The following is a 22,362-nucleotide window of genomic DNA, read 5'->3' on the forward strand; positions in this document are numbered from 1 at the left end:
CAATGGAAATATCAGGAAGCGTTGATTCATAGAGACTGCTTTTATAAGGATTTTTATGCACTGCTTCGTTGTGAGGTTCCTTACATAGTGCACTGTTCGCAGCGCCTCATGCCTTGCATTGCAAAAATGAAAGCAGGGAGTGAATGAATCAGCGCTTCCATAAAGGGGGATATTATGGCATCCAATGGACTTGTAACTGATTTGTATCAGCTCACTATGACCAATGCTCTTTTCAAGAAGGGCATGCATGAAAGAAAGGTTGTTTTTGACCGTTTTTACCGGGTGAATCCCTTCAATGGCGGTTACACCGTAGTGGCAGGACTGTCCCACCTGGTGGATTTCGTAAAGAATTTTACCTACAGCGATGAAGATATCGAATATCTGCGGAGTCTTCACATTTTTTATCCTGAATTTCTGGACTACCTGTCTCATTTCCATTTCACCGGAAATATTTATGCCATGCCCGAAGGCACGGTGGCTTTTCCGGGAGAACTGCTTCTCCGGTTTGAGGGCACTACCACAGAAGCCATGCTGCTGGAGACAGGACTTTCCATGATTATGAACCATGAAAGCCTTATTGCCACCAAGTGCCGAAGGGTGCGGACGGTGGCGCCGAAGGACGCGCTCATGGAGTTCGGCCTGCGCCGGGCCCAGGGCCATTCAGCCGGCCTCTGGGGCGCCAGGGCGTCCATGATCGGCGGCTTTAACGGCACCTCCAATGTGGAGGCAGGAAAGCTTTTCGGTATTCCCGTACTGGGCACCATGGCCCACAGCTGGGTTATGAGCTTTGATACGGAGCTGGAGGCCTTCGAGGAATATGTGAAGCAGTACCATGATAACCTCATCCTTCTGGCGGATACCTACAATGTACTGGAGATGGGCGTGCCCCATGCCATTCAGATTTTCAAGGAACTGAAGGCAAAGGGACAGCTTCCGAAGAAATACGGTATCCGCATCGACAGCGGGGATCTGGGGTATCTCTCCCAGGAGGCATCCCGCATGTTCCGGGAAGCCGGTTTCCCGGATGCCATCATTTCCGGCTCCAATGATTTGGACGAGTATCTTATCCAGTCCCTGAAGGAACAGGGCTGCACCGTCACCAGCTGGGGGGTCGGCACGAAAATCATTACTGCCGACGGCACATCCGCCCTGGGCGGGGTCTTCAAGATGAGCGCCCGGGAGAAGAACGGCGATTTTGAACCGGTGATGAAGATTTCCAATGATGTAAGCAAGATGACCAACCCCGGCATCAAGGATGTACGCCGTTTCTACAAGAAGGGCACCGGCAAAATGATTACGGATCTGGTATGCCTGGCAGACGAACCCTTCCCGGACGGCGGCGATTTCACCCTGGTAACGGAGTCCGCCAAATGGCGCAAGAAGGAACTGAAGGCCGGCACCTATACCTGCGTGGATATGTTACAGCCTGTCATCCTTCACGGAGAGGCTGCGCCGCTTCCGAGCCTTGATGAAACCATTGCCTATGCCAACAGACAGATGGAAACCCTTTGGCCGGAATACACCAGGCTCCTGAATCCGAACATTATGGAAGTGAACCTGTCGGACAAGTTGCAGGACCTGAAGAGCCGCATTATTGATGAGGATTTAAAAAAGATATAAGGAAATGGAAATGCCCTTCTTCGGAGGGGCATTTTTTATGTTCACGGGAGTATGTTTCTTCTTAGCCGCCGAAAGCAGTATTTACCCGTAAAATATATGAATTGACTTTAAATGTCTTTAGGTATACATTATGTACCAGTAAAAGCTTACAAATTTAGAATGATTATGATTTGATTTCTGGAATCAGGAAATAGAATTGGCTGGGATAGAGTGAAAAACAGGATGGAACACAGGATATCTTTCATGCAGGCACTGAGTGACCATTTCCCCGGCGGTGTCATGGCATACCGGGATGATGAGAAAAAGGAAATTGTATATGGAAATCAAGAACTTTACTGTATCCTTGGCTGCAGGAATGAAGAGGAATTTCTAACGCTTACCGGCGGAAGACTGCCAGGGCTTCTTAAAAAGGATGATGCGGCGGTGGAAAAGGATATGGCGGACCAGATGCGTGTGTCCGGCGGACGGTTCAGCCTGACCTGTTCTCTTTCCGCAGGAGATGGAAGCCGGCGGCAGGTGGATATGGTGGGCCAGAGGGGAAGGGACGAGGCAGGAAATCCGCTGGTCTTCCTTTTTGTGACGGCGCTGGATGAACGGCTGCCGGCCTATGAGATGGACCACATCACCGGATTTCCCGGCATGCGGCGCTTCCTGGCGGAGGCGGAGAGGATTGTAAAGGACAGCGGCCATCCGGAAAGGTATGCCCTCTTGTTTTTCGATGTGGTTCATTTCAAGCTTTTCAATGTGACCTACGGCATTCCGGAGGGGGACGCATTCCTTCAGCAGATTGGCCATTGCCTCCAGGAAGTGTTTTCGGGCCATGTGATTTCCCGCATTGATGTGGATCATTTCATGGTGCTGGCGGAGAACCGGAATCTGGAGGAAAAAATCAGGGAAGCCCACAGCCGTATCCTCTCCATCCGTCCTTCCGCCAAGGTGGACTGCAAGGCGGGCATTTACCAGCTTGGCCGCTGGGGAGCCGACCCCAGCCAGGCAGTGACCAGGGTGAAGATTGCCTGTGACAGCATCCACGACAGCGCTGACCGTTTCATGGCCTATTACACCGCCGACCTGGACAAGAAGGTGGAGCTGAAGGATTATGTGTCCCGTCATATGGACGAGGCCGTGGAAAAAGGATATATCAAAGCCTATTACCAGCCCATTGTGAGGACCGTTTCCGGCGCCCTCTGCGGTATGGAGGCCCTGGCCCGGTGGGAGGATCCGGAGAAGGGATTTCTCCAGCCGGCGGATTTCATTTCCGCCCTGGAGGACAGCCGGCAGATTCATAAGCTGGATTTGGAAATCATACGGCAGGTGTGTGTGAATTTTGCCCGCTGCATGGATGAGGGACGTCCGGTGGTGCCGGTATCGGTGAACCTGTCCCGCCTGGATTTCCTGCAGTGCGATATTTTCCAGGAAGTGGAGAACCGGGTGCTGGAGTACAATGTGCCCCGGGATATGATTCATATTGAAATCACGGAGAGACTGCTCACTGCCAGGGACGCCCACATACGGCAGGGCCTCCGGCGGTTCCGTGAGGCGGGCTATGAAATCTGGATGGATGATTTCGGCAGCGGCTATTCTTCCCTGAACCTCTTGAAGGACTATTCCTTTGATGTGCTGAAAATCGACATGGCCTTTCTGGGAAGCTCCAGCGAAAGGGCCAGAAACATTATCAGCTCCATCATATCCATGGATAAGAAAATCGGCACCCGCAGTCTGGCGGAGGGGGTGGAGACGAAGGAACAGTTTGAGTTTCTGAAGAACAACGGCTGCGAAAAGGTGCAGGGCTATTTCTTCGGAAAACCCATGCCCTACGAGGAAAGCCTGGACCACTGCATGAAGGAGGGACTGAAGATTGAGACCAGGGCCTGGAAGAGATACTACGATACCATCGGACAGGTCGATTTCCAGACCGATGAAACCATGGCGCTCTTGGCCTATGACGGCCATACCATCCGGTATCTCTTCGCCAATGAAGCCTACCTTGCCATGATCCGCTCCCTGGGGGACCACGACCTGAAGGAGGCGGAGCAGTATATCAATGATCCCACCCTGGAGCTTTCCGCCTCGTTTCGGAAGTGTCTGGACAAATGCGTGGCCGACGGAAAGATGCATGAGATTGTCTACCTTGTGCGGAATCAGTTCATGAAGGCCGCTGGCCGCTGTATTGCCCAGTGCAACGGCGAAGCCTGCGTGAAAATCAGGATGTCCGACATTACCGGAAGCATGACCCATGAAGAGCAGCAGCGGGTGTACCATGTACTTCATAATGTGTATGCCGTGTATGACGGCATTTTCCTCCAGGACCGGGACAAGGACACCCTGGAGCCTCTGGCTGTGAGCGACGGAGACTGGTCGGAGCATGAGAAAATATCCCATGCCCGCCTTTATGACCGCCATTTTGCCCTTAGCTCCATTTATGCCGACGACTATGAAAGGTATCTGGCCTTCATGGATATGGATACCCTGGAAAAGCGTATCCGCCAGGCAAAGACCGGCTTCCTTTCCGGCTTCTTCCGCACCCGGGTGGAGGACGGACGGTTCATCTGGATGATTCACACATTGATTCCCATTCCCCGAACCCATTACGGCCAGGTGCTCCACTGCATTCACCGGATTTCCGGAAATAAGTCCGATTTCCCTGAAGAACTTTGCGGCTCTGCAGTGGAAGAAAGCAGAGGGGAGAAGGATGGTTTCCAGGCAAGGGACCTTTGGGAGGCCGTCATTAACGGCACCAGAAGAGCCTATTTCTGGAAGGACCGGGAAGGCCGCTACCAGGGCGCTAACCGGGCCTTCCTGCAGTATGCCGGCCTTTCCTCCTTGACCGCAGTGAAGGGGAAGACGCCCCAGCAGTTGGGATGGCTCATGGACAGCCACGGCACGGAGGAAATGGAAAAACACGTCCTTTCCGGCGGCGTGGTGGCCAATCAGCCTACGGACCTCATCGTGAAGGGCACAGTAAAAAATGTGGTCTATGGCAAGGCTCCCATTTACAGGGACGGGGAAATCATTGGCACCCTGGGCTGGTTTGAGGATGCGGAACAGCTGGAAAAGGAGACCGGCCGCCAGCCGGTGACGGTGACGGATAAGGTGACCGGCGTCATGAACAGCCGGGGCGTCATTGAGTCCCTCATCGGCTGCCAGGAGGCTTATCGCAGCTTCGGCAGCGACTATGCCATGCTTTTCCTGGCCATTCCCCAGTATCGGCGGATCCTTCACACCTACGGAGAAAAGACGGCCAACGGCCTTTTGAAAGCATCGGCTGATAAAATCCGCGGCATCATGGGCACCAGAGGCACCGTAGGACGCCTGGACGGCGCCGGTTTCGTCATCCTTTTCCACTATGAGGACCAGACAGAAGTGACTGCCCTGTGCCGAAAACTGAGGAGAGCGGTTTCCGACATTCATGAAGTGGAGGGCAACAGCTGCACTGTCACGGCGGAAATCATCATCACCTACGGATCCGACGGCATTACCACCGGCCGCCTTATCCGGGAAGCCGTGGGCATGATGAGGAGCGGAGACGGGGATGGCCATGATAAGATGGACCGGTGGATGGACAAAGAAGCCCTCTTCGATGCCCTGCCGCTTCCCTATGCCCTGCTGGATGCACCGATGGGAGAGGACGGCGGCATATCGGAAATCATCTGCCGGTACCACAACCTGGCCTACAGCCATGCCATTGGTCTTGAAGAAGATGAGAAACTGAGCTCTCATTTTACCTCCCTCCTGAACCAGAAAAATTATACCTGGGGGCAGAAAACCTATGAGGCCGCCTATGAAAAGCACAGGGTTTACGGAGAAAAATATGTACCGGAAATGAAAAAGACCATTTCCTATATCCTGGCACCGGGCCCCTGGCGGGGCAGCTGCGTTCTCATGCTTCTGGAGGATGGCAGCGGGCATGGTATGAAAGATGGGCCTGCTCCTGCTTCCACGGAGCACCAGATTCTCCGGCTCAGCCGCATGCTTATGGCCGCCCCGGACTATGAAGCGTCGGTGAACCGGGTGCTCCGAGAGATCGGCAGCCTTCTGCCCTGTGACAGGGTGTACATTTTTGAAAAGAAGGGAGATCGGATTTCCAATACTTTTGAATGGTGCAGGGAAGGGGTGACGTCGGAAATGGACCATCTCCAGAACCTGAACTACGAAGAATACGTAGGTGTGTGGGACCGGTATCTGAAGACAGACAGCAGCGTCATTATCCCTGATATCGAAGCCATCCGCGACACGGACTCTATTACCTATGACTGCCTGAAGAAGCAGAATATCCACTCCCTCATGGAAGCGCCCATGTACCATGACCATCATCTGTCCGGCTATCTGGGCGTGGACAATTACGGGATATCGGATACCCTGGACCTGAAAGTCCTTTTGGAAAATATGGCGGTATACCTTTCCCTGAAAAAAGATATCCATGATCTTATGGGGCGGCTGCGTTATCTCAGCGAAAATGACATTCTTACCGGTGTCCATAACAGGAACGCCATGAACAGCCGTCTCTCCGCTCTGGAGGCAGGGAACAAGCCTCTGGGCATTATCTACATGGACCTGAACAACCTGAAGAAGACAAATGATACCTACGGCCACAGCGCAGGGGACAGCCGTCTCCGGGACATGACGGCCATGATGAAGTCCGTATGCCCCACCAATGATATCTACCGCCTGGGCGGTGATGAATTTGTAGCTTTTCTGGAGAATATAAGCAAAGAAGATTTCGGAGAAACCTTCGCCCGTCTGAAGGAGAAGGCCAAAGCCCTTTCCATCCACGCCGCCGCCGGCGGCGAATGGATGCCGAATGCCTCCGCCCTGCTGCGGGGCATGAAGGAGGCGGAACACCGCATGTATCGGGAAAAGCGGCGCTCCCATGAAGGAAGGATCGATGGCCTTTCGTGAAATAAAAAGATTGTGAAGAGATGATTCCTTCACAGTCTTTTTATTTTATGAAAGCAGGATAGAAGAAAGCTCCTCCGTGGAAGAAGCGATGGCGTCGGCTCCGGCCTCTTCCAGTTCTTTCCGGCTGCCATAGCCGTAGGTGACGCCGACGGAGGGAAGGTGGTTTTCCTTTGCCCCTTCTATATCGTAGAATGTGTCTCCTATCATCACCGTATTGCCGGCCAGGAAGGAGGAGGAAAATCCCTTCTTTTCCAGAAGGGCGAGGGCCTTTCGTATAATCCGGGCCTTCTGGTCCCTGGTGGCCCGCTTCTTCAGTTCATCTCCTATGTCGCTGCCGCAGATGACGGAGAAATAGGGCGCAAAGCCGAAGTGGGAAATGATTTCCTTCACAAAGGGCTCGGGCTTGCTGGATGCCACGGCCAGGGTGCGGCCCTCTTTCACCGCCTTCGACAGAAGGACATCCAGTCCGGCATAGGGACGGCAGTCCAGAATGCCCTTCGTTTCATAGAGTTCACGGAACCGGTTCACCGCTGTGACAATATCTTCATCACTCATATGGTATAGCTTTTTCATCTGCACATTAAGCGGCGGGCCGATAAAGCTCTGGAGTTTTTCGGGATCCTTTTCATGGATACCCACAAAAGAAAGGCCGTACTGCACGGCCTTCACAATGCCCGGAGCGGATTCGGAAATGGTACCGTCCAGGTCGAAGAGAAAAATAGGATAGGATTTCATAATAACCTTTCGTGAAATAGTGAGCTGGTGGGGACTGGGGAAGCTGTCCGCTGGCGGCTTACCGCTGTCCGATTACCGCCGACTTTGGACTGTATTCCCATAAGCAAGAGGGGGGCGCCCGCCTTAGGCGGGCAGGGGCGACAGCCCAGCGTGTCCACGCGGGCTGAGGGTTGTGTAGAAGGGGGCTCGTTATCTGCCGCCGTAAGGCGGCTATAAATTGCCGCGAAGCGGCCACCGAAACCCTCAGCGCCGCAGGCGCTGTCAAACCTTAGAACCTTGAGAACCTTCGGGGCGAAGCCCCGTCAACCTTCCCCTATGAATCCGGGCCCGCGAAGCGGGCTCTATAATGCGTCGGCAGCCGCCACCACAACCCTCGGGCCCCAAGGCCCGTCAAACCTTAGAACCTTCGGCCCGTAAGGGCCGTCAATCTTAAGAACCCTTCCCCTATGAACCCTCTGAACCCGGGCCCGCAAAGCGGGCTCTATAAAATTGCCGCGAAGCGGCCACCGAAACCCTCAGCGCCGCAGGCGCTGTCAAACCTTAGAACCTTAAGAACCTTCGGGGCGAAGCCCCGTCAAATCTTCCGCACCGGGCGGCGCGGAACCCTACTTCGCTCCCTGCAGGATTTCCTTTAAATACTGGTTTGTTTCCTTCTTTTCGTCCACATTGTCCAGAAGGATGTCTACGTAGCGGTCCAGGGTGTCGGCGTCGGTGTAGCCGGAGATGAAGGAGTTGCTCTTGTTGCTTTCCAGAATGATGGGAAATTCCACGGCGGAGAATATCTGCATGGCTTTGAGTTCCAGATCCTTTTCATTGGTGTAGCCTGTGATTTCCGCCACGTTGCGGATGACCTTTTCCCAGCACTGGCTGTGGAGGAGGGAGAGATAGATGAAGTAGGTGTCCTTGGCGTCTTCGCTGGAGGGGTTGGAAATGGACCGGAAGAGGGCAGGGTGCTGGCGGGCCAGGTGGAAGTAGGCGAGGATGTATTTCTTCAGTCTTTCCCTGGCGGTGAAACGGGTATCATCCAAGTAGGAAACGATGTTTTCCAGATTGCCCATCATGTATTCCAAAGCGCAGCCGATGAGTTCTTCCTTGGAGCCGAAGTAGTAGCGCACGGAGGCGATATTTACGTTGGCCTCCCTGGCTATGGCGCGGACGGTGGCTTTTTTGAAGCCTTGCTGCTGCAGGATATGTACGGTGGTGGCAATCATTTTCTCGCGGACTTTTTCGCCCTTTCCGGTTAACTTTCTTGCGCTCATAATGTGGTGCCCTTTCTCAAGTTCATGGTTTTTCTTACAAATGACAGGTCGTCAGACGTTTCTTTCTTCTCAGTTAATGCGTTCATCATCAGTTTCAGCCGGTTGGCCTGGTTCACTTCGCTGGCGCTGGCGTCGCAGTCCAGAGCCAGGAACACCGCTTCCGGATAGGCGCTGTGAAGTTTGTGAATCATGCCTTCGCCGGTGATGTGGTTCGGCAGGCAGGCAAAGGGCTGGAGGCAGACCACGCCGCGGCATTCATGATAGAGGAGGTCGATCATGTCGGCGGTGAGGAACCAGCCTTCACCGGCCCGGTTGCCCAGGGACAGGTACTGGGAGGCCCGTTTGGCCAGTTTGCCGATACTGGTGATTTCATGGAACCGTTTGGAGTTTTTCACTGCCTTTTCCAGTGGCTTTCTGTACCACTGGATGAGGTAGCGCATGAAGGTGCCCTTCAGGTCGTCCTTGAAGGTGCCGTCCATTTCCTTTCTCTGGAAATGGCTGTCCAGGGAGCCGTAGAGGAAGAAGTCCAGCATGCCGCTTGTTTCCGCTTCGCCGCCGTTGGCTTCGATGGCGTGGACGATGTCGTTGCTGGCAATGGGGCTGAATTTCACGTAGATTTCACCTACAATGCCGATACGGGGACGGCGGGGCACGTCGGCGAGAGGCAGGCGGTCGAAGTCTTTGATAATGGCGGAAATATTCTTCTTGTACTGATGGAAGGATTCTCCCTTCAGAATGGCTTCTGCCGCTTTTTTCTGCCAAGAGCGGTACAGGGTCTCCGCGCTGCCCGGTTCCTTTTCGTAGGGGCGGGTGCGGTAGAGGCACTGCTGCAGGGCGTCGCCGTATACCACCGCCTGTACCAGTTTGATACCCAGGCCCGGGGTGAATTTGAATCCCGGCTGTGGTTCAAAGCCGTGGGTATTGAGGGAAATGACGGGAATCTGGGAGAGGCCTTCTTCGTCCAGCGCTTTATGGATGAAGCCGATGTAGTTGGAGGCGCGGCACATGCCGCCGGTCTGGGACATCATGAGGGCGGTGCGGTTCAGGTCGTATTCCCCGGATTTCAGGGCCCTCATGAGGGAGCCGATGGTGATGATGGCAGGATAGCAGGCGTCGTTGTTCACGCAGGAAAGGCCTTCGTCAATGTCGGCTTTTACCGGCGGAAGGACCTTCACGTTGTATCCTTCACTTCGGGCCGCCGCTTCAATGAGGGGGAAGTGGATGGGGGACATTTCCGGTACCAGGATGGTGAAGTCCTTCTTCATATCTTCCGTAAAAGCGGATTTCGGGTAGAGGATGGGTTCTGCCTTCGTATTTTCTTCCACCCTTTCCTTAATAGCCGATTTCAGGGAGCGCAGACGGATACGCACGGCACCCAGGTTCAGGCTCTGGTCGATCTTGAGGCAGGTGTAGAGGCGGTCCCTCTTGTTCATGATTTCCTGCACCTGGTCGGTGACCACGGCGTCCAGACCGCAGCCGAAGGAGTTGAGCTCCACCAGTTCCAGGTTGGCGTGGCGGGTGACGTAGTCGGCGGCTTTGTAAAGGCGGCTGTGCCAGGTCCACTGGTTCATGACACGGAGGTTCGGGAATTCGCCGCCCACCATGGACACGCCGTCTTCAGAAAGCACGGCCATGCCCAGCTGGTTGATGAGGTCGGGGATGGAGTGGTTCACCGTGGGGTCCACATGGTAGGGACGGCCGGCCAGTACGATGCCGATGAGGTGCTTTTCATTGATTTCTTCCAGAATCCGCTTTGTTTCCTGGTACAGTTCCCGGCGGTAGGTTTCTTCCGCTGCCCGCCCGGCATAAATGGCGGATTCGATTTCACTCCCGGGAACGCCAAGGGGCTTGAAGAATTTCTTCAGCCTGCCGAAGATGGCGTCGGAGTGGAGGGGGAGGAAGGGGTGGTACAGTTTCGCTTTGTACTTGGAAAGCACTTCATCCATATTGGCTTCGATGTTTTCCGGATAGGAAGCCACCATGGGGCAGTTGTAGCTGTTGGTGCTGCCTTCGTCGGGACCCTTGTCGATACAGGGGTACCAGATGAAATCCACATGCTTTTTAGCCAGGTCGTACACATGGGCGTGGGCCAGCTTGGCAGGGAAGCATTCGGAGTAGGACGGAATGGTTTCCATGGCTTCTGTAGGAATGTCCCGGAGCTGTTCGCTGGAAAGGAGGACCCGGTAGCCCAGTTTCGTAAAGAAGGCGTGCCAGAAGGGGTAGTCCTCGTACATGTTCAGGGTGCGGGGAATGCCTACGGTGCCCCTCTTGGCGTCTTTTGGGGACAGGGGGCGGCGGTGCCAGATTTTATCGTATTTCCAGCGGTAAATATTCGGCAGGGTGGAGTGGGGGGCCGTCTTGCCGGTGAGCATGATGGCAGCCCCTCTTTCGCAGCGGTTGCCGGACACAAAGGCGCGGCCGTCGTTAAAGCGGGTGATGGTGATCATGCAGTGATTGCCGCATCCCGGGCAGCGTTTCATTTCATTGGTATAGGAAAGGCTCTTCAGCTCTTCCGGTGTCACCAGGGAGGACACGTGGCCTTCGGGGCAGGAGTCCTTTGTAATGAGGGCAATGCCGTAGGCACCCATAAGGCCCGCCACATCGGGACGGATGACATGGCAGTCCAGAAGTTTTTCCAGTGCCCGGAGGACGGCATCATTATAGAAGGTGCCGCCCTGCACCACCACTTTATCTCCCAGGTCCGATGCCTTGCGGAGGCGGATGACCTTGTAAAGGGCATTTTTGATGACGGAGTAGGAAAGGCCGGCGGAAATATCGGCTACGGAAACGCCGTTCTTCTGGGCCTCCCGGACCCTGGAGTTCATGAATACGGTGCAGCGGGAACCCAGATCCACCGGATGGGGGGCTTTGAGGGCGATACGGGAAAATTCTTTGATGTCCATGCCCAGAGACTGGGCGAAGGTGTCAAGGAAGGAACCGCAGCCCGAAGAGCAGGCTTCGTTCAGAAGGATGTCGTCAACGGCGCCGTCTTTAATGCGGCAGCACTTCATGTCCTGGCCGCCGATATCCAGAATGGTGGTGACATCGGGGAGGAAGTGCTTGGCGCCCCGGTAGTGGGCCATGGTTTCCACTTCGCCCACGTCCGCCTGCAGAGCCCGCTTGATGAGTTCTTCGCCGTAGCCTGTAACGCCGGCGCCGGCAATGGTGACACCCTCCGGTAATTTACTGTACAGGTCAGAGAGAATCTTTCTGGCGCCTGCCAGGGGTGTGCCTTTATTGCTGCTGTAGTATTCGTAAAGAATGCGGCCTTCCCTGTCCAGAAGCACCGCCTTGATGGTGGTGGAGCCGGCGTCAATGCCCAGCCATACGGAACCTTTGGCTTTGGAAATATCGCCCCGGGGCGCATGGAAGCGGCTGTGCCGCTCTGTAAATTCCCGGTATTCCTCTTCATTGGCAAAAAGGGGCGGCAGGGTTTTGGAAGTGCCAAGGTCCACGTCCTTTGCATTTTCCACTTTGGAGAGCCAGCTGTCCAGATCCATGGGACGGTCGTGGCGGGCGGACACGGCGGCGCCGATGGCTACATACAGTTCCCCGTGCTCCGGCACAATCATGTCTTCATCTGCAATGTCCAGGGTTTTCTGGAACCGTTCGCGCAGCATGGGCTGGAACGTGAGGGGGCCGCCAAGGAAGGCAACCTTCCCGTGTACCGGACGGCCGCAGGTGAGACCGGAAATGGTCTGGTTCACCACGGACTGGAAAACGGAAAGGGCGATATCCTCATGGGAAACCCCTTCATTCAGAAGGGCCTGGATATCGGTTTTGGCAAATACGCCGCAGCGGGATGCAATGGGATAAATTCTTTCCGCTTTGGCAGCCAGCTTTCCAAGACCGGCGGCGTCCACGGAAAGAAGAGAGGCCATGCGGTCGATAAAGGCACCGGTGCCGCCGGCGCAGGCGCCGTTCATCCGCTGGTCCACGCCGTTCCGAAGATAGGTAATCTTCTCATCTTCTCCGCCCAGTTCGATAATCACGTCCGTATCAGGATGGAAAGTCTGCACCGCCTTCGTTTCCGCCAAAATCTCCTGACAGAAAGGAAGCCCCATCAGTTTGGCCAGCCCCATGCCGCCGCTGCCGGAAATAGAAGCGGTGATGCGATAGCCCGAAAATTTCTCCTGCAGTTCTTTCAGAAGAGACATGGTAGCGCTTCGGATATCAGACATATGGCGCTGGTACCGCCCGAAAAGAAGCTTCAGGTAAGGCGATAAAGCAGCCACCTTCACTGTGGTGGAGCCCACATCGATTCCTACATGAATGACTGGTTTCATGAAATAACCTCCCTGGGTTCACAGCGTGGTGAACCGTTAAAATTTTGATGGAAGTACTGTGTTACGAAACACAGACTGTTGTTTATAATCATATGATTGATTCGTTCAGTTATATTTTAGCACTCTTCGATAATTCCTACAATCATGGAACTTTAAAACAACCGTTTAAAGTAATAGATTTTTTTGTATGATTCTGTTTGAATTCATAGATAACTGAATAGGGTGCTATGAAAATAAAAGGCGGATTATATCTTTGCAGGTTCCGTGCCATAGAGATTCGGTCATCTTTATCAGATGATTTCAGGAAACGAGAGCGGCAGCCTTGATTGGCAGTCATATTTAGAAATGGTGCTATAATCATTTTTTATAAGATAAGAAACAAAAATACAAATTGACAGCATTTTATTACGAAGAGTATTATTGAAAGAAGCATAAACTGCATTTTAATTGGTCATACTATTTTAATCATAAAATGTAAGTTCTGATGGATGTGCTGATTTCAGAAAAGTAATCCGTTTTTATATTGGGAGAGCAGCATAATGGGGAAAAAGAAACTGGCATGCTGTGTAGGTTTAGGAGTCCTTCTGATAGCGGGGAATGCAGAGGCCTCTGATATTAATCCTATGAAACAGCATCATGAGGCAGTAAAGAAAGAATATTCGGCAGCTGTCGAAAGGCAGATGGACGAGCTGAGCCCTGCAAGGCAGGAACATGCATGGGCTCTTGGGGAAGAACTGGGGATGGCCGGCGCCATTCCGGCTGATGTAAAAAAGAAAATCGGTGATTTGGCCGTAGAGGACGCGGAAGCAAGAGTGATTGACAATATTCCCATCAATCGGGCCAGAGCTGCCCTGTCCAGTGCTGCCGGTGATTATGAAGCACTGAAGGTCCGGTATGGCATGCGGGGAAAAATGCTTCCTGCCTGGGATAAGGAAAAATAGAAAATCCTTTCAAAGCTGTCCGGGGTGAAAAATACAGGTTCTCCGATACCTTTTCAGGAATCAAAATATGAAGAAGTTTATGAAAGGACATATCGGGCAGAGGAGAATATTTACCGCTTTTATAACGGCGCCTTTGATCCCGACTGGATCAAGCCCTATCGGAAGACTGCGGACAAGGCGGAAGCTGAATTTTTAAACGTATCGAAGCAGTATGCCTTTAAGAAGTCCGGCATAACGATGGAACAGGTCAATGACCCGGACGTGGATTCTCTTGCAGAACGGTATGCAAGAACAGACCTGCTGGCCCTCCAGGATAATGTGCAGGTCAAACTCCTGGGAGAAAGACTGAAGAACCAGAAGAAAGAGTATGTCAAAGCGGCCTCGGTTTATGAAAAGCTCTATGCCCGGGAAATCAGCCGCTGCAGTCTGCCTGGCGGTCTGGCCATTGCCGGGATTGCTGAAAAGGGCGGCAGTGTGGCTGCCGGCCAGGCCTATGGAGTATCCGGCATCCTTCCTGCCCATACAAAGGAAGAAAGGGAGGCCATGCGGGATTCCATCCGTCAGCTCATGGCCTCTGTTTCCTCAGAAGATATGGACCGCCTGGCTTCCCGGCGGGCTGAATACGGCAGCGAATTGTCCGCCATGGGCTATTTTGACAGAGAAGCAGCCAAAGATCAGTCTACAGCAGACACGAAGGCACCTGCTATCCAGGATAAGCGCTTTAAAGTGGACGGTGAAATGCGCATGGATTATGGCGCCCATCACGGGGAAGAAGCCATTGGCGACAGGAGCCGTGCCCGCCTTCGGGTTTATGGCGATTACAACATTGATGACAATTGGCATTTTATTTCCATGCTGGAAAATGAAAAAATCCTATCCGGCAGAGGAGATGACAACTGGATGGACCTGGACCGGTACTACCTGACAGGCATGGTCGGCTCCAGTCGGCTTACCGCCGGTGTATTCAGCTCCTATCTGGCAGAAGGAAATATTTATGACAGCAAGTTTAAAGGGATCCGGATTTCCGGGGAAACACCTTTCCGTTACATGGTAGAAGCGGGCACCGTACCCTACGGCGGCATGGCGGCAGCCGGCGAAGTTTCAAAGGAAGCGGGTGATTACACCCTTGGCGCCGGCATCTACCATTTCAATATGGATGATTCTCCTTCCAGAAACATTTACATGCTGAATGTCCGTCGGCCCCTGGGTCTTTACGACGTGGGTCTCATGGGTCTTGTGGGCTCCGATTCCGAAAGAAAGAGCCAGAAGGGCTATGTGGCATCTCTTTCCAGAGGAGAAGAAAGGACCTGGGACACGGGAAATACCTATTATTTCCTGAAATATTACTACCAGCCCTATACCACCTATGTATCCCATACCATGGAAGGCATGGCCGACTACATGCACGGATTCAAGGGGATAGGCGCCGGCGTCCATTATACGGTGGCGCCGAACTGGCTCCTGCAGGCGGAGTACTACAGCCTGAAGGATTTAATCAACGGAGATAAGAATCACACCATCTGGCTGGCACTGAGCTATTATTTTTCCAATTATGAGTCGAATTGAATGCATCTGATGGGGAGGAATTCCTTATGAATGGAAAAATCAGCACTATTGCGGTGGTAGGACTGGGATATGTGGGCCTTCCGCTGGCAGCGGCATTTTCAAAGCATTTTCATGTCATCGGTTATGATGTGAATGAAGAAAAATTAGACCTGTATAAAAAGGGAGTGGATCCCACCGGCGAAATCGGGGAAGCAGGACTGAAGGAATGCACCATCCTTTTTACCTCTGATCCGGAGAAAATCCATGAGGCCGATTTCATTGTGGTAGCCGTGCCTACGCCTATCAACGGAGACAAAACGCCTGATTTACGGCCGGTGGCCTCTTCTTCTGCCACCGTGGGGAGGCATATGAAAAAAGGAGCCATTGTGGTGTATGAATCCACCGTTTATCCCGGTGTTACGGAAAATATCTGCGGCCCCATTCTGGAAAAGGAATCGGGCCTTGTGCTGGGGAAAGATTTCAAAATCGGCTATTCGCCGGAACGGATTAACCCCGGTGACAAGGTGCATGTGCTGAAAAATATTGTAAAAATCGTATCCGGCATGGATGAGGAAACACTGGAAACCATCGCTTCCGTTTACAGTACCATCATTGAAGCCGGCATTTACAGAGCGCCAAACATTCTGGTAGCGGAAGCAGCCAAACTCTGCGAAAATTCCCAGCGGGATATTAATATCGCCTTCATGAATGAACTGTCCCTGGTATTCCACCGCATGGGCATAGATACACTGGAAGTGGTGAAGGCCATGAATACGAAGTGGAATGCCCTGGGCTTTACTCCCGGCCTGGTGGGCGGACACTGCATTGGCGTGGACCCCTACTATTTCATCTATAAAGCGGAACTTTTGGGGTTTCATTCCCATGTGATTACGGCAGGGCGGCATATTAATGATAATATGTCGGCCTTTGTGGTGAAATCTTTGATTCAGGAACTGCTGAAAAGTCATGTGGATACCCGCCATGCCAATATTTATCTTCTGGGCATGACATTCAAGGAAAACTGCCCGGATACAAGAAATTCCAGGGCCATTGACATCTACCGCATGCTGAAGGAATACGGCATGCACATCTATGCCGTGGACCCGGAGGCGGATCCGGTGATGATCAAGAGGGAGTACGGTATAGATCTTATTCCCCTTTCGGAAGTCCATGAGGCAGACTGTGTGGCTGTGCTGGTGGCCCACAGGGAATTCAGGAAAGTTTCCATAGAGAAGCTCACTTCCTTTTATAAAGAGGAAAAGCAGAGGGAAGGGGCGCTGCCGGTACTTCTGGACGTGAAAGGGATTTATGATGCTTCGGAAATGAAAAAGAAAGGCTTTGATTACTGGCGTTTATAAGAGGTTATGATGGGGAAAAAATTCTGGATATTCCTGCTGGTACTGGTTCTTCTGGCAGGCGGCGGATTCTATGCCTGGCACAGGCATGCCCTTTCCGTTTCTGAAGAGAACCGGGATGTGCAGGATTTATCGAATCTGTATGAAGCGGATGAGGAAACGGAAAAGGCAGTCAATCAGTTTCATAAACATCCTGAGGCAAACAAGGCAAAGGTCATTCATCCGCTGGCAGATACGGGAAACCATGTGTATCTTTACTTTGACGGACTGCCGGACCGGGCCATGACGGAGGAAATCCTGAAGGTGCTGGATAAAAAAGACGCCAAGGCCGCCTTTTTCGTAGAAGGGCAGAATGCCGGAGACAGTCCGGAAACCATGAAGGAAATTGCAAAGCACAGGCAGGTCATAGGCAATTACACCTGGCTTGGCAGACCGTCTCTGGAAAAGCTGGATGAAGAAAAGGCCATTCGTTCTCTCTTGAGGACCCAGAAAGCGGTGAATACGCTTACAGGGAAAAGTCCCTCTTTCTTCCGGGCACCTCGCACGGAATACACGGATACCCTGTTGGAAGAGGCAGGGGCTGCAGGTCTTTCCTATGCGGTCCTTTCTAATGTGACTGTGAGAAGGGGAACCCTGGTGGACGAAGAGGCTGCCAGAAAGCTGGCAGCCGGTGTGAAGCCGGGAAGCCTCATCGCCTTTGAAATCAATAAACCCCTGGATATCAGGGCCAGGGAACCGGGGAAATCGGACGAAAGGCCGGCCATCGACAAGAAGCCGACCATAAAGGATGGAGACTATAAGAAAAAAACGGAGAGGAAAGACCATACGGCGGAAGAAGTGGAACGGCTTATTACTGCATTGGAAAATGAAGGATTTGAGCTGTATTCGCTGGACAGTGATGTGCTGCTTTCCGGTCTGAAGTAAAAGAGTGCGGAATATGGATTGGAATCTGGGGGTATGAAAGTGAATCATACGAAGAACCTTGAGGATAAACTGCAGATAGAAAAAGCGGACAGGCGCCTTCTGCCGAATGTGCCTGACCCTTCCGGCCACAGAACCAATGTGGACCGGCGGCAGGGAATGGATGGAGAAATCAGGGATTCGGATTTCAGAGCATACACAGCCAGTGCCGAAGCAGGAAGGCGTTTCAAAGTTCACATCCCTGTCACCGTGACTGCAGGAGCAGGCGGCAGGAAAAGGGTGGTCAAAGGAATCTGCGAGGATATTTCTTCTACCGGCATGCTGCTTACCCTGGCAGAAGGGGAAAAGACGGTAAAAGAAGGGGAAAACATAGACCTGTCTTTCGTGGTCCGTCCCGGAGACATGCCGGAAGGCTATGAAATGAAAGTGAAAAAGCTGAAAGCAGAAGTGGTCCGCCGGTTTGACCGGGATGGCAGGGAAGCCCTGGGTATTCATTTCAAACTGTCCTTGGCGGAATACCACCAGCAGCGGCGGGGACGGTACCTCATTGCGGTCTCTGCTTTCCTCATGCTCTGTATTTCCCTTGTCATCATCCTCATGCGGTCTGAATCAGTGGTATATTTCCGGTTCAATAAATACCTCTATCTATACAGCATCATTACGGCTGCATTTCTTCTTTCCCGTTATTTCTTTGCCATCTTTTACCGGCCGGTAAAGGTAGATATAAATTATACCCCCGGCGTGTCCATTATTATTCCCTGTTTCAATGAGGAAAAGTGGATTCAGCGGACCATCCTTGGCTGCGTGAACCAGGACTATCCGCCGGACAAACTGCAGGTCATCGTGGTGGATGACCATTCTACAGATAAATCCCTTGAAAAAATCAAAGAAATCATAGACCGCATGGAACAGGATGACCGGGACCTTCATATCAAAGACCGGGTCACCTGGTATGAGCAGCCTAAGAACGGTGGCAAGCGGGAGGCCCTGGCGGCTGGCCTGAAACTGGCAAAAAATGAGCTCCTTGTATTCGTGGACTCCGACAGCTTCCTCTCCCCCTTTGCCATAAGAAATGTGGTACAGCCCTTCAAGGACAAGGAAATGGGCGGTGTCTGCGGAAGGACGGACGTGGCTAACACCTATACCAATGGTCTCACCAAAATGCAGGCGGTGCGCTACTACATCGCTTTCCGGGTCATGAAAGCGGCGGAAGGGTTCTTTGATGCGGCCACCTGCCTTTCCGGCCCCCTTTCCTGCTATCGGAAGGATCTGGTGGAAAAATACTGCCACGACTGGGTGCACCAGAAATTTTTAGGCCACAAGGCCACCTTCGGCGATGACAGGAGCCTTACCAATTTCATCCTCAGACACAACAGGACCACCTACCAGGACACGGCGGTGGTGTCCACCATCGTACCAAAGTCCTACCATGTGTTCCTCCGGCAGCAGATGCGGTGGAAACGGTCCTGGCTTCGGGAATCCCTCATTGCCGCAAGGTTCATGTGGAAGAAGGAGCCTTTCATGGCCCTTTCCTTCTACTTCGGCCTGGTGGTGCCCATTGCGGCGCCGGTGGTGGTTATTTACAATTTGATTTATATTCCCCTTATGCACCGCGTATTCCCTTTCACCTTCCTCATCGGCATGGCCCTTATGGCCCTCCTCATGAGCATGGCCCAGCTCTTTCTTCGAAAAAGCTCTACCTGGATTTTCGGCGTGTGGTTCTGCCTTTATTATGAAGCGGTGCTTCTGTGGCAGATGCCGGTGGCCTGGTTTACCTTCTGGAAGGATACCTGGGGCACCCGCATGACACCGGCGGACGTGCGGGAGAAAAAGAAAAAGGAAGAAAAGGAAAGGCTGAAGGCGGAAAAGAAAAAGGCAAAGAAAGCAGGTGATGACCTGTGATACTGGGAGATGAATCGTTTACAAAGCATAAGAACCGGATAAAAAGAATCCGTACATTCTTTGAAATCCTGGCGGTCATAGCGGCACTGGTCAGCCTTTATCTGCTCTTTTTCCATATAAAAACATATCATTCGTTTAAGGAAGAAGATGTGAGCCGGACTACCGATACCGGTTTTGTTGCGCTGTCCTATTTTGGCGTTGACCGTATCGGTGATACATCTACCCTCATCGGGGAAAAACAGCTGAGAGAACATCTGGAAGCACTGAAAGAGCAGGGCTATGTCACCATTACCCATGATGACATCCTGAAATATTATAAGGAAGGGAAGCCCCTGCCGCCGAAATCGCTGTACCTTATGTTTGAAGACGGCAGGCGGGATACCGCTCTTTTTGCCGACGATATTCTGGAAGATTTGAATTTTAAGGGCGTCATGATGACCTATCCCGAAAAATTCAATCATGAGGATACCAAATTCCTGAGGCCCATTGAATTAAAGGATATGGAGGACTCGTCCTACTGGGAAATGGGTACCAACGGCTACCGGCTGGAGTACATCAATGTATTTGACCGGTATCACCATTTCATCGGCGAAATCGACCCGCTGAAATATGCCATGATGCAGAAAAGCCTGGGCCGGGACTACAACCATTACCTCATGGATTTCATCCGTGACAAGGACAGGATTCCGGTGGAAACGGTGGACCACATGAAACGTCGCATCGCCTATGACTACCGGGAGCTTCGGGACATTTACTCTGATAAGCTGGGATATGTGCCGCCGGTGTATGTGCTCATGCATTCCAATACGGGCCATTTCGGCAATGCGCCCAGCGTGTCTGCTGAAAATGAGAAGTGGATACGAAGCCTTTTTGAAATGAATTTCAACCGGGAGGGGTACTGCTTCAACCAGAGAAACAGCAGTCTCTATGATTTAACCCGTATGCAGCCCCAGCCCTACTGGCCTGTGAACCACCTTCTTATGCGTATCAAATACGATACGAACCAGGATCTCCGGTTTAAAACGGGAGATGACCGCATACGCAGCTGGGATATTATAAAAGGGGCCGCCCAGTTCAAGGGGGAAAGCTTTATCGTCACATCCATTCCCGAAAAAGCGGGTATTGTGAAGCTGAAGGGAAGTACCGGAAGGTCTGATGTGGACGTCCATGTGCGGCTGGAGGGGAATTCCTTCGGTGACCAGAAGGTGCTCCTCCGGGGTAATAAGGACCTCACCCGCTGCCTTGCTGTAGGCATATCCCAGGGAAAACTGGAGGTGGAGGAAGTGGACGGAAGCAGCACGAAAAAGCTGTTTTCCGAAAAACTTTCCGTCCTTGACGGCTATCCGCCCATATCGGTGGAAGAGGATGAACACAATGTAAGGGTGAACGAGCTGGAAACCCTGGCCCGCTACGCCGACTCCACTGCCATGGCCAATGAGTACATGAGCCGTCTGGCCAGGGTCAAACAGGAAAAACCGAAAACCATAGAAGAAGGGGGAAAACCTTACGAACCGGTGGAAAGTTTCCATGCAAGGCTGGACCGGACTCTGGATATTTCCCTTGACGGCAGCAGCCTTACGGTTAAACTGGATGGGAAGGAAGCCGCCAAAGTGGACGTGGGCCATTCGGAGGATACGGCCATTGGTCTTTTTGCAGGCTGGGACAGCCGCGCTTTCAGCCAGCGGAATCTGGCTGATGATGTGTATGACGGCGTTTTTGAAAAACTGGTGATTACGAGGCATGGGCAGACCGGCGGAACCCCTCTTTATACCACGGAATTAAAGGGGTTTGAAAAATGGAAATTTGTAATTAACCAGAAATGGGAATCCGTCCTTGGATGGTTCCTGAAACATTTCTGATGGGGGACTTATGAAATATGCAGCTTTGGTACTGGCAGCCGCCTGCCTCTTTCTGGCCTCCGGCTGCAGGGCGGAAAAGCCTTTGGCCGGGGAAAGTCATCCCCTTGTGACCCTCTCTTCCTGGGTGGTTTCCTGGGATAGGGAAAGGGGAATGGAGGAATATGAAAAAACAGCGGATCTCTGGGATGGCATTTCCCTTTTTGCCGCTGATTTTGATGAAAAGGGAAATCTCCATTTTCCTGAAAATCTGGAAAACCTGAGACCTGACGGGAATGTGCCTGTCTATCTTACCGTTGTGAATGACAGGGCCCTTCCCGGCGGGAAAATGGTGGAGAAAGACCGGGAAATCATAACGGAAAAACTGAAAACGGAAGAAAGCCGGTACCGTCATGTGAAAGATATTATCCGTCTGGCAAAGGAAAAGCAGGTAGACGGCATTGAAGTGGATTATGAGAAAATAGGGCAGGACAGGGAACTCATGAATCATTTCTGCGACTTTACCCGCATGCTGGACCTGGAGGCCCAGGCAGCCCATCTTAAAGTGCGCATTATCCTGGAGCCTTCCGCTCCTATGAGCCTTCCTTACAGTGAAGGGCCGGAATATGTGGTGATGATGTACAACCTATACGGTACCCACAGCGGTCCCGGGCCCAAGGCGGACAGGAAGTTCATCGAAAAAATGCTGAAAAAGATGGAATCCCTTCCCCGAAGGAAGGGGGCCGCCTTTTCCACCGGCGGATGCTTGTGGCAGGACAGCCATCTCTTCGGACTCCTTGGCGGAAAGAAAAAATATATTACAGAAAGCGAAGCCATTCGGCTGGCAAAAAACCATCATGCAGCGCCTGAAAGGGACCCGGAAAGCGCGGCCCTTCATTTTTCCTATAAAGAAAACGGGTCTTCCTATGAGGTGTGGTATGGGGACAGGGAAACCATGAACGCATGGATTACGCTGGCAGCCAAAGAGGGCATATCCTCTGTTTCCCTGTGGCGCCTTGGCGGCAGCGTGGATATGAAGGGACTAAGAAAGGAATAGGAGGAGC

12 protein-coding genes are annotated in these 22,362 nt (G+C 52.6%); 9 read left to right on the forward strand and 3 right to left on the reverse strand.

Annotation, left to right across the window (positions count from 1 at the left end; all coding sequences use genetic code 11):
• Positions 1 to 174 precede the first annotated feature (174 nt).
• Complete coding sequence (locus tag Q0482_RS09500) at positions 175 to 1,620, forward strand: nicotinate phosphoribosyltransferase (protein WP_299145779.1); 1,446 nt, start codon at positions 175 to 177, stop codon at positions 1,618 to 1,620.
• 243 nt (positions 1,621 to 1,863) lie between these two features.
• Positions 1,864 to 6,519: an EAL domain-containing protein gene (locus Q0482_RS09505; RefSeq protein ID WP_299145781.1), complete on the forward strand. Its 4,656-nt coding sequence runs from the start codon at positions 1,864 to 1,866 to the stop codon at positions 6,517 to 6,519.
• A gap of 45 nt (positions 6,520 to 6,564) precedes the next feature.
• On the opposite strand, the gene Q0482_RS09510 is transcribed toward Q0482_RS09505, so the two are convergent.
• The 3 genes from Q0482_RS09510 to Q0482_RS09520 all read right to left on the reverse strand — a co-directional run bounded on the left by Q0482_RS09510 (position 6,565) and on the right by Q0482_RS09520 (position 12,799).
• Positions 6,565 to 7,254 (reverse strand): HAD hydrolase-like protein, encoded by a 690-nt coding sequence (locus Q0482_RS09510; RefSeq protein WP_299145783.1) that lies wholly within the window; start codon positions 7,252 to 7,254, stop codon positions 6,565 to 6,567.
• 605 nt (positions 7,255 to 7,859) lie between these two features.
• Entirely contained in the window at positions 7,860 to 8,513 is a 654-nt protein-coding gene (locus Q0482_RS09515) for a TetR/AcrR family transcriptional regulator (protein WP_291055007.1), read from the reverse strand.
• Positions 8,510 to 12,799 (reverse strand): acyl-CoA dehydratase activase, encoded by a 4,290-nt coding sequence (locus Q0482_RS09520; RefSeq protein WP_299145786.1) that lies wholly within the window; start codon positions 12,797 to 12,799, stop codon positions 8,510 to 8,512. The genes Q0482_RS09515 and Q0482_RS09520 overlap by 4 nt, the downstream gene beginning before the upstream one ends.
• 623 nt (positions 12,800 to 13,422) lie before the next feature.
• Between Q0482_RS09520 and Q0482_RS09525 the strand changes: the two genes are divergently transcribed.
• The 7 genes from Q0482_RS09525 to Q0482_RS09555 are packed head-to-tail and all read left to right on the forward strand — an operon-like array spanning position 13,423 to position 22,355.
• A complete protein-coding gene (locus Q0482_RS09525) occupies positions 13,423 to 13,740 on the forward strand; it encodes a hypothetical protein (protein ID WP_299145788.1) in 318 nt (105 codons plus the stop codon).
• A 24-nt stretch (positions 13,741 to 13,764) separates the two neighbouring features.
• On the forward strand, positions 13,765 to 15,306 hold the full coding sequence (locus Q0482_RS09530; protein ID WP_299145790.1) for a hypothetical protein: 1,542 nt from the start codon (positions 13,765 to 13,767) through the stop codon (positions 15,304 to 15,306).
• 26 nt (positions 15,307 to 15,332) lie between these two features.
• Positions 15,333 to 16,643 (forward strand): nucleotide sugar dehydrogenase, encoded by a 1,311-nt coding sequence (locus Q0482_RS09535; protein WP_299145792.1) that lies wholly within the window; start codon positions 15,333 to 15,335, stop codon positions 16,641 to 16,643.
• Between the two features lie 6 nt (positions 16,644 to 16,649).
• Positions 16,650 to 17,564 carry a polysaccharide deacetylase family protein gene (locus Q0482_RS09540; protein WP_299145794.1) on the forward strand — a complete coding sequence of 305 codons (915 nt, stop codon included), beginning with the start codon at positions 16,650 to 16,652 and terminating at the stop codon, positions 17,562 to 17,564.
• A gap of 33 nt (positions 17,565 to 17,597) precedes the next feature.
• A complete protein-coding gene (locus tag Q0482_RS09545; protein ID WP_299145796.1) occupies positions 17,598 to 19,463 on the forward strand; it encodes a glycosyltransferase in 1,866 nt (621 codons plus the stop codon).
• Complete coding sequence (locus tag Q0482_RS09550) at positions 19,460 to 21,322, forward strand: hypothetical protein (protein WP_299145797.1); 1,863 nt, start codon at positions 19,460 to 19,462, stop codon at positions 21,320 to 21,322. Before Q0482_RS09545 ends, Q0482_RS09550 begins: the two co-directional genes overlap by 4 nt.
• Before the next feature lie 10 nt (positions 21,323 to 21,332).
• Positions 21,333 to 22,355 (forward strand): glycosyl hydrolase family 18 protein, encoded by a 1,023-nt coding sequence (locus tag Q0482_RS09555; protein WP_299145799.1) that lies wholly within the window; start codon positions 21,333 to 21,335, stop codon positions 22,353 to 22,355.
• Positions 22,356 to 22,362: the final 7 nt, after the last annotated feature.

Origin of the sequence: uncultured Dialister sp. (assembly GCF_937959425.1) — a bacterium.
Taxonomy (GTDB): Bacteria; Bacillota; Negativicutes; order Veillonellales; family Dialisteraceae; genus Dialister.

Bases quoted from the DNA above. Each gene is read 5' to 3' on its own strand.
- Q0482_RS09500 (WP_299145779.1), top strand. From the start codon at position 175: ATGGCATCCAATGGACTTGTAACTGATTTGTATCAGCTCACTATGACC.
- Q0482_RS09540 (WP_299145794.1), top strand. From the start codon at position 16,650: ATGATGGGGAAAAAATTCTGGATATTCCTGCTGGTACTGGTTCTTCTG.
- Q0482_RS09535 (WP_299145792.1), top strand. From the start codon at position 15,333: ATGAATGGAAAAATCAGCACTATTGCGGTGGTAGGACTGGGATATGTG.
- Q0482_RS09515 (WP_291055007.1), bottom strand. From the start codon at position 8,513: ATGAGCGCAAGAAAGTTAACCGGAAAGGGCGAAAAAGTCCGCGAGAAA.
- Q0482_RS09555 (WP_299145799.1), top strand. From the start codon at position 21,333: ATGAAATATGCAGCTTTGGTACTGGCAGCCGCCTGCCTCTTTCTGGCC.
- Q0482_RS09545 (WP_299145796.1), top strand. From the start codon at position 17,598: ATGAAAGTGAATCATACGAAGAACCTTGAGGATAAACTGCAGATAGAA.
- Q0482_RS09505 (WP_299145781.1), top strand. From the start codon at position 1,864: ATGCAGGCACTGAGTGACCATTTCCCCGGCGGTGTCATGGCATACCGG.
- Q0482_RS09510 (WP_299145783.1), bottom strand. From the start codon at position 7,254: ATGAAATCCTATCCTATTTTTCTCTTCGACCTGGACGGTACCATTTCC.
- Q0482_RS09520 (WP_299145786.1), bottom strand. From the start codon at position 12,799: ATGAAACCAGTCATTCATGTAGGAATCGATGTGGGCTCCACCACAGTG.
- Q0482_RS09525 (WP_299145788.1), top strand. From the start codon at position 13,423: ATGAAACAGCATCATGAGGCAGTAAAGAAAGAATATTCGGCAGCTGTC.